We start from the raw sequence: 12,978 nt of genomic DNA on the forward strand, positions 1-12,978 counted from the left end.
GCCGGGTGACACGGTCGTCGGGTGGTGGGCTCCGCGGGAGAGGATGGGCCCATGTCAGCGACCGTCCAGGCCAAGGGGATCGGTGCCGGGTTCGGCGATCGTGAGCTCTTCTCGAACCTCGACCTCGTCGTCGCCCCGGGCGACGTCATCGGGCTCGTGGGACCCAACGGGGCCGGCAAGTCGACCCTCCTGAGGATCCTCGGCGGCCTGCGCACCCCCGACGCCGGCTCGGTGGCGGTCTCGCCCGCGCACGCCCAGCTCGGCTACCTCGCCCAGGAGGTCGAGCGCGTCGACGGTGAGTCGGTCCGCGAGCACCTCGGGCGGCGCACCGGCGTCACGCGGGCCCAGGAGGAGATGGACGCCGCCGCGGACGCGCTGGGCCGCGGGGCGCCCGGTGCCGACGACGAGTTCTCCGAGGCGCTCGAACGCTGGCTGGCCCTCGGCGGCGCCGACCTCGAGTCGCGCCTCGGGTCGGTGGCCGACGACCTCGGCCTCGCGGTCGACCTCGACCTGCCGATGACCGCGCTGTCCGGTGGGCAGGCGGCCCGGGTCGGGCTGGCGGCGCTCCTGCTGTCCCGCTACGACGTGTACCTGCTCGACGAGCCGACGAACGACCTCGACGCCGCCGGCCTCGACCGGCTGGAGGAGTTCGTGCAGCGGTCCGAGGCGCCGATCGTGGTGGTCAGCCACGACCGCGAGTTCCTGTCCCGCACCGTCACGACGGTCGTCGAGATCGACCGCAGCCTGCAGCGCGTCACGGCCTACGGCGGCACCTACGACGCCTACCTGGAGGAACGCTCGATCGCCCGCCGCCGTGCGCGGGAGGCGTACGACGACTACTCCGCCCGGCTCGGGTCGCTGCAGGCGCGGGCCCGGATGCAGCGGGCCTGGATGGAGAAGGGCGTCCGGAACGCGCGCCGCAAGGCGTCCGACAACGACAAGCACGTCAAGAGCTTCCGCGGCGAGACCTCCGAGAAGCAGGCGGCCAAGGCCCGGCAGACGGAGAACCTCATCAACCGCCTGGAGGTCGTGGAGGAGCCGCGCAAGGAGTGGCAGCTCCAGATGTCCATCGCGACGGCACCCCGGTCCGGTGCCGTCGTCGCGGTGGCGCGGAACGCGGTCGTCCGTCGCGGCGACTTCGTCCTCGGGCCGGTGGACCTGCAGCTCGACTGGAAGGACCGCGTGGCCGTCACCGGTCCGAACGGCGCCGGCAAGTCGACGTTGCTCGCGCTGCTGCTCGGCCGGCTGGCGCCGACGTCGGGCGTCGTGGACCAGGGTGCCGGGGTGCTCGTCGGCGAGGTGGACCAGGCCCGGCGGGCCTTCGAGGGTGACGAGTCGCTGGTGACGGCGTTCGCGCGCGAGGTCCCCGAGTGGACGACCGCCGACGTGCGGACCTTGCTCGCGAAGTTCGGGCTCGGCGGGTACCACGTGGACCGGCCGGCGGCGTCACAGTCGCCCGGTGAGCGCACCCGGGCGGCGCTGGCGCTGCTGCAGGCGCGCGGTGTGAACCTGCTGGTGCTCGACGAGCCGACGAACCACCTCGACCTGCCCGCGATCGAGCAGCTCGAGGCAGCGATGGACTCGTTCGAGGGAACCATCCTGCTCGTCACGCACGACCGCCGGATGCTGGAGACCGTGCGGCTGACCCGGCGCTGGCACGTCGAGGACGGCCAGGTCACGGAGGTCACGCCGGAGTGAGCCGCTGACGGCTCAGCGGCTCCGGCGGTTGTGCAGCGTGCCTGCCGGACGGGCGCGGTTGCGCTGGCTCGGGACGTCGAACCAGGAGGTCGGGGACCCGGCCGGCACGGCGTCGAGCCCCTCCCGGACGGCAGCAAGGATCAGGGGGTCGGGGTCCGCAGGGACCCGCAGGGCGTCCTCGGCCGCACGGATGGCGTCGAGTCGCCCCTCACGTTCGGGCATCTCGCTCATGCGGGGACTGTAGTCCTGTCGCCCTGACCTGCGGACATCCGGCTCATTGCTTCACCCAACCCGTCACCCCGTGGGAGTAGCCGCCCGGACGGAGCAGCCGTCCGCCACGACGGCGGCGGGGCAGGTGGCCAGGTGGTCGTCGACCAGCCCGCACGCCTGCATCGCGGCGTAGGCGGTGACGGGCCCGACGAAGCGGAAGCCGAGCGACTTGAGCTCCTTGGCGAGCTCCTTCGACTCGGGCGTGGACGCGGGGACCTCGACCCAGGTGGCAGGCCGGACGTGCTCGGCCCGGTCGGGCGCATGCGACCACATCACCGCGTCCAGCGTCCGGCCGGTCTGGTGCAGGGCGCGCAACGCGCGGGCGTTGGCGATGGTGGCGTCGATCTTCGCGCGGTTGCGGACGATGCCTGCGTCCGCCATGAGCCGGGCGACGTCGTCCTCCCCGAACCGTGCGACGACCTCGGCGTCGAAGCCGGCGAACGCCTCCCGGAACGCGGGCCGCTTGCGCAGCACGGTGATCCAGGCCAGGCCCGACTGGAAGCCTTCGAGGACGAGCCGCTCGAACAGCGCGTGCTCGCCGTGGACCGGCCTGCCCCACTCCTCGTCGTGGTACTGCTCGTAGAGCGGGTTGCCGTCGCCGAAGCAGCGGCCGGCCGGAGGCGGCGGGACGTCCGTGGTCATGAGGCGAGTGTGCCTGCGCTGTCCGACACGATGGTGGTCTCGTCGTCGCCCGGTGCGTCCGTCCCCTCGGCCGTGGCCTGTGGACGGCTCGACGCCCGCTCGATGAGCCGCTCGATGCCGTCGAGCAGCAGCACCATGCCGAACCCCAGCGTCTCGTCGTCGGCCGGGACCGGGGACACGTCGAACGCGCCGGCGTCGACGGCCCGCAGCAGCGCCGGGTGCTCGTCGGCGCCGGCCAGCATGCGGATCACGTCGCCCGTCACCGCGACCTCGGAGGACGAGGTCTCACGGGCCCGCTCGGTGAGGGCGTCGACGATCCGCAGCTCCTCGAGCAGGTGCCCCGACAGCGCCCCGACCGCCTGCAGCTTCTCGGCCTCGGACAGGGGCACGTCGTCGAGCGCCGCGAGCATCGCCTCCATCCAGGTGAGTCGGTTCGGCCCGAGAGAGTGCAGCACCGACGACGTCTGCGCCATCCACGGGTGCGCCCGCACCACGGGCTGCGACAGCCCGAGGAGCAGCTCCAGCCGCGCGCGCCAGCCGCCGACCTCGGGACCGACGGACGGTGCGCGACCGCCCGCCCGGTCGGTCATGAGGGCGAGCACCTCGTCCTTCGAGGCGACGTACCGGTAGAGCGACATCGTGGTGAAGCCGAGCGACTCGGCGAGGCGGGCCATCGACACGGCACCGATCCCCTCCGCATCGGCCAGGGCGATGCCGGCGTCGGCGATCTGCTCGAGCGTGAGGCTGGGTCGGGGCCCTCGTCGGGCGGGCTCCGGGGTGCGCCACAGGACGGCGATGTCGGCGGGCAGCCTCGTGAGGTCGAGGGGAGCAGCGGGTTCAGCGCCGGCCCGCGCACCCTCGTGCGCGCCTTCCTGCTCCGCGCGCAGCGCCTGCCGGCGGGCGTTCTCGGCCTCCCGGGCGGCCCTCTGCTGGGCGAGCGCCGCCGCACGGGCCGCCTTCTCCGCCTCCCGCAGGGCCCGGCCGGCCTCGCGGGCGGCGTCCCGCGCGTCCCGCTCCCTCTCGGCCTTGCGGCGCTCGGCCTCCTTGACCTGCTCCCGCTCGGCACGCTCACGCTCACGCAGGGTGTCCTGCTCGGCCTTGGCCAGGTCGCGCTGGATGTCCTGCTCGGCCTTGGCCAGGTCGCGCTGCATGTCCTGGTCGGCCTTCGCCCGCTCACGCTCGAGGTCCTGCTCCGCCTTCGCCCGCTCGCGCTGGATGTCGTCATCGGCCTTCGCCAGGTCGCGCTCGAGCCGCTCGGCGTCCTGGCGGCGACGCGCTTCATCACGCTCGGCGGCGCGGGCGGCCTTCTCCGTGTCCTTCCGGGCCCTGTCGGCCTCGCGCCGGGCCACGCGCTCGGCCTTCACGCGGTCGCGGCGCAGCGCCTCGGTCTCTCGGCGTGCGTCCGGATCCTGCTGCTCGTCCACGGGACCTCCCTTGACGGCCGATCCTATAACTGTGTATGACTTACACACACAGTTTATGTCGTACACAGAACTGTCCTTCGAGAAGGAGACCCGAGATGACCGCTCCCGTCGTCGTCGCCCGCGGCCTGCGCAAGGCCTACGGCGACGTGACCGTGCTCGACGGCGTCGACCTCGACGTCGGCCGCGGCGAGGTGCTCGCCCTGCTCGGCCCCAACGGCGCCGGCAAGACGACGACCGTCCGCATCCTGTCCACCCTGCTCCGGCCCGACGCCGGCACCGCGCACGTCGCCGGCGCCGACGTGCTCCGCGACCCGGCGCGGGTCCGGGCGGCCATCAGCCTCACCGGCCAGTACGCGGCGGTCGACGAGCTGCTCACCGGTCAGGAGAACCTTCGCCTCATGGCGCGGCTCGGGCACCTGCCGTCGCGGCAGATCCGCACCCGCTGCGCCGAGCTGCTCGACCTGTTCGACCTGGGCGACGCCGCCCGTCGCGTGGTCAAGACCTACTCGGGCGGCATGCGGCGCCGGCTCGACCTCGCCGTCAGCCTGCTGAGCCGCCCACAGGTCGTGTTCCTCGACGAGCCGACCACCGGGCTGGACCCGCGCAGCCGCAACGACCTGTGGGACGTCATCCGCGGCGTGGTGGCGGACGGTGCGACGGTGCTGCTCACCACGCAGTACCTGGAGGAGGCCGACCAGCTCGCCGACCGGATCTCCGTCATGGACCACGGGCGGGTCATCGCCGACGGGACAGCCGCGGAGCTCAAGCGGTCGGTCGGGTCCGCGCACGTCGAGGTCGTGCTGCGGTCCGGCGCCGCCGAGCTGCTGCCCACCGACGGGTCCGTGCCCGACGTGCGGCGGATCCTCGCCGACATCGAGCGGCGCGGCGTCGACGTGGAGAGCTGGCAGGTCCGCTCGCCCACGCTCGACGACGTGTTCCTCCACCTCACCGGGCGGCCCGTCGAGCCGGAGGGCGCCGACGCGCTCGTGCCGGCGGGCGCCGCCACGCCCGACCCGACCACCCCCTCCGCCGCCCGGGAGTCCTGATGACCACCACCGCGCTCGCGCCCGACCTCCTCTTGTCCTCGCAGCCGCGCAGCCTGCACGTCCGGGACACCTACGCCCTGATCTGGCGGTGCGTGCGCCGCTCGACCCGGCAGGTCGACGCGGTGTTCATCTCCGTGCTGCTGCCGGTGATGCTCCTGCTGATGTTCGTCTACGTGTTCGGCGGGGCGATCGACTCCGGCGGCGACTACGTCGACTTCGTGGTGCCCGGCATCGTCCTGCTCACCGCCGGGTACGCCGCCGCGAACACCGCCGTCGAGGTCGCGACGGACAAGACCAACGGCATCATGGACCGATTCCGGTCGATGCCGATCCGGGCCACCGGGGTGCTCACCGGGCACGTCGTCGCGAGCATGGTCCGCAACGCGGTGTCCACCGCGCTCGTGCTCGGTGTCGCGTTCCTCGTCGGGTTCAGCCCGCAGGCGTCGCCCCTGGAGTGGCTCGGCGCGCTCGGGATGATCGCCCTGTACGCCCTGGCCCTCACCTGGGTCGGCGTCGCCATCGGGCTCGTCGTGTCCGGGCCCGAGGCGGCCAGCGGGTTCACGTTCGTGATCCTGTTCGTGCCGTACCTGTCCAGCGCGTTCGTGCCGATCGACACCATGCCGTCCGCGCTCTCGACCATCGCCGAGCACAACCCGATCACGCCCGTCACCGACACCGTGCGGGGGCTGCTGCTCGGGATGCCCGTCGGGTCCGCGGCGTGGCAGGCCCTCGCCTGGCTCGTCGGGATCCTCCTGGTGAGCCGGGTCGCGTCCGGAGTGCTGTTCCGCCGGGCCGCCTGACGCCCCCGCGCCCGCACGGTCGGCCGCCGCCGCCCTCTTCTGCTCCCACGCCGGCGAGCGGAACAGCAGCACGGCGGGTGGTCCCGTGGGCGTCGACGTGCCGGGTGGCCAGCGGGGGCGTCACCGGTGTGACGCGTCAGCGGCGGGCGGCGTAGTCCGCGTCGGTGGGCAGGCCGTAGTCCGGGTCGGCGAGCTGCTCCCAGGACCCGAAGGTCGGCCGATCGAGCCACAGGCGGCCTACGGGGACGTCGGTGGCGGTGCCGCGCGTGCCGGTCGGAGAATCACCCTCGACGATGTTCACGGTTGACGGCCCCGAGGCACCTCTGAACACGAGGTCACGGCAGAGCGGCCAGGGCCTTGCGGATGCGGGTCGCGGAGACCGGGACGGGTGTGCCGACCTGTTGGGCGAACAGGCTGACGCGGAGCTCCTCCACCAACCAGCGGAGGTCGTCGACGGCCGCCGCCCGGTCCGTGCCCGGGCGGGCGGCGGTCGCGGCGTCGTCGACGAGCTGTTCGACGTCGTGGACCTGCCACGCGAGGTCGGCGTCCCGCTGCGGGTTCGCCGACGCCTTCTCCAGCCGGACGCGCGCGGCGCGCAGGTAGCGGGCCAGATGGGGGAGCCGGTCGGCGCCGACCTCCGAGACGAACCCGTCGTGGACGAGGCGGACGGACTGGTCGCGCAGGTCCTGGACCGTCGCGAGCAGGGCCAGGCTCGCGGAGCGGCGCAGGTCCGCGTCGAGCTCGCGCCAGGCGGTGAGTACTGCGACGAGGTCGGTGACGACCGCGTGCACCGTGTCCTCCAGGCGGTCGCGGACCGCAGCGCGGAGGGTCGTGTACGTGTCGGTGTCGCGGACGTCCGCGGGGGTGCGGTCGCCGAGCTGCTCGCGGACCAGGCGCTCGATCGCGGCAAGCTGCACGTCCGTGACCAGCGCGTCCGTGCTCGGGTACGGGCTCGCTGCGAGGGTGAGGGCCTGCGTGCCGGTCCAGCGGGACGTGATGCGGGCCGGCTGCAGCCCGACGTCCAGCAGGAGCAGGCGGCGCAGGCCACGGCGGGACGCCTCCGGGCGGGTGCTCTCGTCGGCGAGCGCGCGGACCGCGACCGACGTGCCCTCGTCGACCAGGGACGGGTACGCGCGGACCTGCGGCGCGGCGTCGAGAACCTCGGGGAGGCGGCCGTCGGGGAGATCGGCGGGCCAGGCGCGCAGGCCGGTGCGCTCCAAGGTCACCAGGGGTACCGGGTGCGGGCTCGACGAAGGGCCGGCGGGCTGGCCGTCGGCGCCCGCGCGCACGCCGGACGGGCCTGCGCCCGACGACCCCGTGCCCGACCATCCTGTGCCGGACGACCCTGTGCCGGACGACCCTGTGCCGGACGGGTCTGTGCCGGACGGGCCTGTACCCGACGACCCTGAGCCGGACGGGCCGGTGCCGGCCGAACCGGCGCCGACCGGCGACGAACCCGCCGCCGGCCTCGCCGACGTCCCCGCCGCGCGCGCCTCCTCCATCGCCGCCCGGACGGCCGTCCGCACCGCGGAGTCGACGGCCTCCTGCGTGCGGGCGGCGAGCCGGCGCTGCAGCACCTGCAGGTCCTTGCCCTCGTCGACCACACCACCACGGTCGCCGACCACCCGGAACGTCATCCGGAGGTGGGCGGGGAGCCGCTCGTCGTCGAAGGCGTCCTCGGGCACGTCGACGTCGCGCAACTCGCGGACGGCGCGGTGGAACATGTCCCGGAACGACGGTGCCGCATCCCCGGCACGCACGGTGTCCTCCCAGGACGCGGTGTGCGCGGCGAGCCACGCCTCGACGCCGCGGGCGACGTCCGGGGCGGGCACGAGCTGGACGCGCACGGGCTTGGGAAGGGAACGGATCGTGGCGGTGACCAGCTCCTCGCGCACGCCCGGGACCATCCACCCGAACCCGTCCGGGGTGAGCCGCGCCAGTGCGGTCAGCGGGATGTGGACCGTGACGCCGTCCGCTTCCGTACCAGGCTGGAACTGGTAGGTCAGCGGCAGGCTCAGGTCGCCCTGGAGCCACTGGGACGGGAACGCCGACTCGTCGATCGCGTGGGCGTCCCCGCCGACGATGAGCTCACGCGTGAACGTGAGCAGGTCAGGATGGGTGCGTCGGGCCGTCTTCCACCACTGGTCGAAGTGCCGGGCGGAGACCACGTCGTCGGGCACACGCTCGTCGTAGAACGCGAACAGCACGTCGTCGTCCACCACCAGGTCGCGTCGTCGGGCCCGTGCCTCCAGCCCTTCCGCCTCCGCGAGCAGCCGCCGGTTCTCGTGGAAGAACGCGTGGTGCGTGGTCCACTCGCCCTGCACGAGGGCGTGCCGCAGGAACAGCTCGCGGGCGTGCTCCGGGTCGACCTTCGCGTACAGCACGCGACGCTGGGCCACGATCGGCACGCCGTACAGGAGCACCTTCTCGAAGGCGACCGCTGCGCCCTGCTTCGTCGACCACGCCGGCTCCGAGTAGGTGCGCCTCACCAGGTGGGCGCCCACCTCCTCGGCCCACTCGGGCTGGATGCGCGCCGCGTCGCGGGCCCACAGGCGGGACGTCTCCACGAGCTCGGCCGCCATGATCCACGCCGGGGGGCGCTTCGCCAGGCCCGATCCCGGGAAGATCGCGAACCGGGCACCGCGCGCGCCCAGGTACTCGTTGCGGGCCCGCCGGTCCGTCCTCCCACCGCCCCGGGCCGGGCCACGGGCGGGGGCCGCGACCTCCGTGGCCTCCTGCATGCCGATCTGCGAGAGCAGGCCCGACAGGACCGCGACGTGGATGCGGTCGGCGTCCCACTCCAGGCGCAGGGCGCCGCGGACGGGCTGGTCGGAGGGCTCGGGCGCTCCCTCGGCCGGCATGCTCGGGTGCGGCGGCGCGACCCGGATGCCCAGCGGCTTCGCCAGCTCGCGCAGCTGCGTCACCACGTCCTGCCACTCGCGGACGCGCAGGTAGTTGAGGTGCTCGGACCGGCACATCCGGCGGAACGCGTTGCCCGACAGGTCCCGCTGCTGCTCGCGCAGGTACATCCAGAGGTTGAGGTAGGCGAGCAGGTCGGACGTCGGGTCGGCGAACCGGGAGTGCAGCTGGTCCGCCTTGTCCCGCTCCTCGGCGGGCCGCTCGCGGGGGTCCTGGATCGACAGCGCCGCGGCGATCACCATGACCTCGCGGGCGACGCCGCGGTGCCCGGCCTCGACGATCATCCGGGCCAGCCGGGGGTCCATCGGGAGCTGGGCGAGAGCACGGCCGGTCTCCGTCAGGCGGGTCGTGCCGTCGACGGTCTCCAGCGCGGCGAGCTCGGTGAGGAGCTGCACGCCGTCCCGGACCGCGCGGACGTCGGGCGGGTCGACGAACGGGAAGCTCGTGACGTCGTCGGGCGAGGCCGCGACCCCGACCGCGATCATCTGCAGGATCACCGACGCGAGCGACGTGCGGAGGATCTCCGGCTCCGTGTACATCGGGCGCGACGCGAAGTCGTCCTCCGAGTACAGCCGGATCGCGATCCCGTCCGCGACACGGCCGCAGCGTCCGGAGCGCTGGTTCGCGGACGCCTGCGAGATCGGCTCGATGGGCAGGCGCTGGACCTTCGTCGCCTTCGAGTACCGCGAGATGCGCGCCGTGCCCGGGTCGATGACGTACCGGATGCCCGGCACCGTCAGCGACGTCTCCGCGACGTTCGTCGACAGCACCACCCGGCGGTGGGGGTGCCGCTCGAACACCCGGTGCTGCTCGGCGGCCGACAGCCGGCTGTACAGGGGGAGGAGCTCGACGGGCTGGGGGTGCCGCGGGTCCGTCACGCGCGCGCCGAGCGACGTCCGCAGTGCCTCCTCCGCGTCGCGGATCTCCCGCTCGCCCGACAGGAACACGAGGATGTCGCCCGGACCCTCGGCGGCGAGCTCGTCGACGGCCTCCGTCAGGGCCGTCATGAGGTCACGGTCCTCGGTGGCCTTCTGCCGCGTGCGCCGGGGAGCGTCGCCCTCGGGGACCTCGACGTCCGGGGACAGCGGCCGGTACCGGACCTCCACCGGGTAGGTGCGGCCCGTGACCTCGACGACCGGGGCCGGGACGCCGTCCGGGTGCTCGTCCGTGGGCGGGCCGGCGAAGTGCCGGGCGAACCGGGCGGAGTCGATCGTCGCCGACGTGATGACGACCTTGAGGTCCGGCCGGCGAGGCAGCAGCCGCGTGAGGTAGCCGAGGATGAAGTCGATGTTGAGCGAGCGCTCGTGCGCCTCGTCGATGATCAGCGTGTCGTACGACCACAGCATCGGGTCCCGCTGGATCTGCGCCAGCAGGATGCCGTCCGTCATGACCTTGACGAGCGTGTTCTCGCTCGACTCGTCCGTGAACCGGACCTGGTAGCCGACCAGCTCACCGAGCGTCGTGCCGATCTCCTCGGCGATCCGCTCCGCCACCGACCTGGCGGCGATCCGTCGGGGCTGGGTGTGACCGATCTGGCCCGCCCGGCCACGGCCCAGGTCGAGGGCGATCTTCGGGAGCTGCGTCGTCTTGCCGGAGCCCGTCTCACCGGCGACGACGACCACCTGGTGGTCGCGGATCGCCGCCGCGATCTCGTCGCGCCGGGCGCTGACCGGGAGCTGCTCGGGGTAGACGATCGGCGGGAGCACCACAGCTGCCCGGTGCGCGGCGGCCCGAGCGCGGCGGGCGGTGCTGCGGTCGTCGGCCTGGCGCCGGGTCGTCCGGTCGTCCGCCTGACGGCGGGTGCCTCGGTCGCCGGGCTCACGCTGCGCGGTGCGGGGAGCAGCGCCGTCGTCAGGGCGTCGTCGCGAACCCTGGCCGCCGCGACCGCGCCGCCCGGGCCCGCGCCGGCGCGGGGCACCGGGGGCGCCGTCCGCCTCGGCACCCGCCCTTGCCCCGGTACCGGCACTCGTCCCGGTCTCGGCGTCCGCTTCGCTACCGGCACCCGTCCGGCCACCGGCGCCCGCTCCGCTACCGGCACCCGTCCCGCCACTGGCACCCGCTCCGGTTCCGGCGTCCGCTCCGGTTCCGGCGTCCGCTCCGCTACCGGCACCCGTCCGGCCACCGGCGCCCGCTCCGCTTCCGGCGCTGGTCCCGCTACCGCGACCGGTACCCGCACCCGCGCCCCGGGCACGACCGTCCACCGGACCGGACGGTTCGGCGGGTGGGGCGGCGGAGGAGGTCACGACGACCGATTCTCCCAGGTGCCCCGATCAGGTCGCGCGCTGTTTCGCGTCCGGCCGACCACTGCCAGGTGTCCGCCGGACCGTCAGCTGCCTGCCAGGGAGGACGCGAGGCCGATCAGCGCCACGCAGGCCAGCCCGATCAGCAGTCCCCAGCGCCACCACCAGTGCACCGTGAGGCCGTCGTAGCCACCGTGCGCGATCTCCTGGGCCGTCAGGCTCCGTGTCGCCCAGCCGTGCTCGCCGAGCGTCGCGAGGCTGTAGCCGCGCGGCAGCGTGATCCGGAACAGCCAGAAGACGTGCAGGTACTGGTAGTGCAGCAGCAGCACGTGCTGGTCGGAGAGCGCCTGGCGCTTGGCGTTGCGCCCCCAGCCGAAGAAGATCACGTCAGGCACCCGTCGGGTCGAGATGGTGTGGACGGTCGGACCGTAGCGAGGAACGCCACCGACGCGTGGCCGTTCGTCCACAGTCCACCCGGACGGGCGCGCCCACCGTGCCTACAGTGGCGGCCATGAGCGACGACGACCTCGCCCAGCCCGCTTCCGACGGTGAGCGTCGCGCCGTCGCGGCCCTCGAGGCCTCAGCCGTCGGCTTCCGCCTCAGTCGGCACGGCCGGGTCGGCTCGCTCGCCGAGGCGGCGCAGGCGCGCGGCATCGAGCCGTCGGGCATCGTCAAGACGATCGTGGTGCGCCGCGGGGACGACGACTTCCTGTTCGTGCTCGTGCCCGGTGACCGCACCATCTCGTGGCCGAAGCTCCGGTCCCTGCTGGGCGTGAGCCGGCTGTCGATGCCCGACGCGGCGACCGCGAAGGACGTCACCGGGTACGAGCGGGGCACGATCACCCCGTTCGGCTCCCTGCGGGAGTGGCCGGTGGTCGCCGACTCGCGCATCCCCGGCAGGCCGGTGTCGATCGGTGCCGGTGCGTTCGGGGTCGCGGCGACCGTCGAGGGGGCGGACCTGGCGAAGGCGCTCTCCGCGACGGTGGCGGACGTGACCGACCCGGAGTGACGGTCAGCGGGCGAGGTAGCCCGTGGGTCGCACGGAGATGATCACGCGAGTGGGGGCGTCCTCCGGGTCGTGGACAGGAGCGCCGTAGCGCTCCATCAGGCTCTGGTAGAACCGGGCGCGGCCGTCGTCGGGCTCGATGCTCTCGACGACCCCGCGCACCTCGAGCGCCCGGTACGGGTTGTCCGGGTCGTGGATCGAGATCGACACGCGGGGGTCGGCCCGGACGTTGCGGTACTTCTGGCGCGTGGTCGTGTGCGTGAACCGGATGAGGTCGCCGTCCCGGACGAACCACATGACGCTCGAGTGCGGGGCGCCGTCCGGGCCGACCGTGGCCAGGTGGGCGTACAGCGGCCGCTCCAGCAGGTCGGCGTGGCTCTCGGGGAGGTCGGTGCGTGCCATGCGCCGACGCTAGCGGGGAGCACCCACAGGCGCCGCCCGATCCTGTGGGAATCGGAGGAATCGGGCGGATTCGGGTCGCGCGATCGATACTTACGGGTACCGTCATGGCGCCGGCTTCCGTGAAACAGGTACCGGACGCGCTGGTGTCACGAGCCGAGGAGCTATGGAGCTGATCGAGCATTCTGCAGCCGCCGGGACCATCCGGGTGGAAGCGCAGGAGGTCCGGACGGTCGTCGTCCTGGCGGGAGAGATCGACGCGGCGCTCCGCGAGGAGGCCAGCCAGTCCATGGGCCTGACGCTCATGAGCGGGCTGCCGGTCGTCGTCGACTCGTCGCAGGCCACGTTCATCGACTCGTCGGGCCTGGCGTTCGTGCTGCAGCTGCACCTCGCCGCACAGGAGGCGGGCATCCCCGTCAGCCTGCACGACCCCGGGCGCGTGCTGAGGGACGTGCTGGAGATGGTCGGCCTGTCGGGCGAGCTCCCGCACGAGCCGGAGCCCGCCGCCTCGCACTGACCCCTGGTGACGCGACC

At 73.7% G+C, this 12,978-nt stretch carries 12 protein-coding genes; 5 read left to right on the forward strand and 7 right to left on the reverse strand.

Going from position 1 to position 12,978, the window contains the following annotated elements; translation table 11 throughout:
• Nucleotides 1-51: 51 nt before the first annotated feature.
• A complete protein-coding gene (locus tag ACVW07_RS11955; protein ID WP_456819463.1) occupies nucleotides 52-1,698 on the forward strand; it encodes an ABC-F family ATP-binding cassette domain-containing protein in 1,647 nt (548 codons plus the stop codon).
• Between the two features lie 12 nt (nucleotides 1,699-1,710).
• Here ACVW07_RS11955 and ACVW07_RS11960 read toward each other — a convergent pair whose 3' ends face one another.
• The 3 genes from ACVW07_RS11960 to ACVW07_RS11970 form a co-directional block, all read right to left on the reverse strand.
• Nucleotides 1,711-1,929, reverse strand: a complete 219-nt coding sequence (locus ACVW07_RS11960; RefSeq protein WP_456819464.1) for a hypothetical protein — start codon at nucleotides 1,927-1,929, stop codon at nucleotides 1,711-1,713.
• 63 nt (nucleotides 1,930-1,992) lie between these two features.
• A complete protein-coding gene (locus ACVW07_RS11965; protein ID WP_456819465.1) occupies nucleotides 1,993-2,610 on the reverse strand; it encodes a DNA-3-methyladenine glycosylase I in 618 nt (205 codons plus the stop codon).
• Nucleotides 2,607-4,034, reverse strand: a complete 1,428-nt coding sequence (locus tag ACVW07_RS11970; protein ID WP_456819466.1) for a TetR/AcrR family transcriptional regulator C-terminal domain-containing protein — start codon at nucleotides 4,032-4,034, stop codon at nucleotides 2,607-2,609. The genes ACVW07_RS11965 and ACVW07_RS11970 overlap by 4 nt, the downstream gene beginning before the upstream one ends.
• A gap of 95 nt (nucleotides 4,035-4,129) precedes the next feature.
• Between ACVW07_RS11970 and ACVW07_RS11975 the strand changes: the two genes are divergently transcribed.
• Complete coding sequence (locus tag ACVW07_RS11975; RefSeq protein WP_456819467.1) at nucleotides 4,130-5,080, forward strand: ATP-binding cassette domain-containing protein; 951 nt, start codon at nucleotides 4,130-4,132, stop codon at nucleotides 5,078-5,080.
• Nucleotides 5,080-5,880 carry an ABC transporter permease gene (locus ACVW07_RS11980; RefSeq protein ID WP_456819468.1) on the forward strand — a complete coding sequence of 267 codons (801 nt, stop codon included), beginning with the start codon at nucleotides 5,080-5,082 and terminating at the stop codon, nucleotides 5,878-5,880. Before ACVW07_RS11975 ends, ACVW07_RS11980 begins: the two co-directional genes overlap by 1 nt.
• Nucleotides 5,881-6,016: 136 nt before the next feature.
• Here the strand turns inward: ACVW07_RS11980 and ACVW07_RS11985 are convergent, their stop codons facing one another.
• The 3 genes from ACVW07_RS11985 to ACVW07_RS11995 all read right to left on the reverse strand — a co-directional run bounded on the left by ACVW07_RS11985 (nucleotide 6,017) and on the right by ACVW07_RS11995 (nucleotide 11,434).
• Nucleotides 6,017-6,181 carry a hypothetical protein gene (locus tag ACVW07_RS11985; protein WP_456819469.1) on the reverse strand — a complete coding sequence of 55 codons (165 nt, stop codon included), beginning with the start codon at nucleotides 6,179-6,181 and terminating at the stop codon, nucleotides 6,017-6,019.
• Between the two features lie 34 nt (nucleotides 6,182-6,215).
• A complete protein-coding gene (gene hrpA / locus ACVW07_RS11990; RefSeq protein WP_456821073.1) occupies nucleotides 6,216-11,000 on the reverse strand; it encodes an ATP-dependent RNA helicase HrpA in 4,785 nt (1,594 codons plus the stop codon).
• A 125-nt stretch (nucleotides 11,001-11,125) separates the two neighbouring features.
• Nucleotides 11,126-11,434 carry a hypothetical protein gene (locus ACVW07_RS11995; RefSeq protein ID WP_456819470.1) on the reverse strand — a complete coding sequence of 103 codons (309 nt, stop codon included), beginning with the start codon at nucleotides 11,432-11,434 and terminating at the stop codon, nucleotides 11,126-11,128.
• A gap of 116 nt (nucleotides 11,435-11,550) precedes the next feature.
• Here ACVW07_RS11995 and ACVW07_RS12000 point away from each other — a divergent pair, with 116 nt between their 5' ends.
• Nucleotides 11,551-12,048, forward strand: a complete 498-nt coding sequence (locus tag ACVW07_RS12000; RefSeq protein ID WP_456819471.1) for an aminoacyl-tRNA deacylase — start codon at nucleotides 11,551-11,553, stop codon at nucleotides 12,046-12,048.
• A 3-nt stretch (nucleotides 12,049-12,051) separates the two neighbouring features.
• On the opposite strand, the gene ACVW07_RS12005 is transcribed toward ACVW07_RS12000, so the two are convergent.
• Nucleotides 12,052-12,447, reverse strand: coding sequence for a PPOX class F420-dependent oxidoreductase (locus ACVW07_RS12005; RefSeq protein ID WP_456819472.1), 396 nt, complete (start codon nucleotides 12,445-12,447; stop codon nucleotides 12,052-12,054).
• A 163-nt stretch (nucleotides 12,448-12,610) separates the two neighbouring features.
• On the opposite strand from ACVW07_RS12005, the gene ACVW07_RS12010 reads away from it, so the two are divergent.
• Nucleotides 12,611-12,961, forward strand: coding sequence for an STAS domain-containing protein (locus ACVW07_RS12010; protein WP_456819473.1), 351 nt, complete (start codon nucleotides 12,611-12,613; stop codon nucleotides 12,959-12,961).
• Nucleotides 12,962-12,978: the final 17 nt, after the last annotated feature.

The organism is Cellulomonas sp. URHB0016, assembly GCF_054057935.1.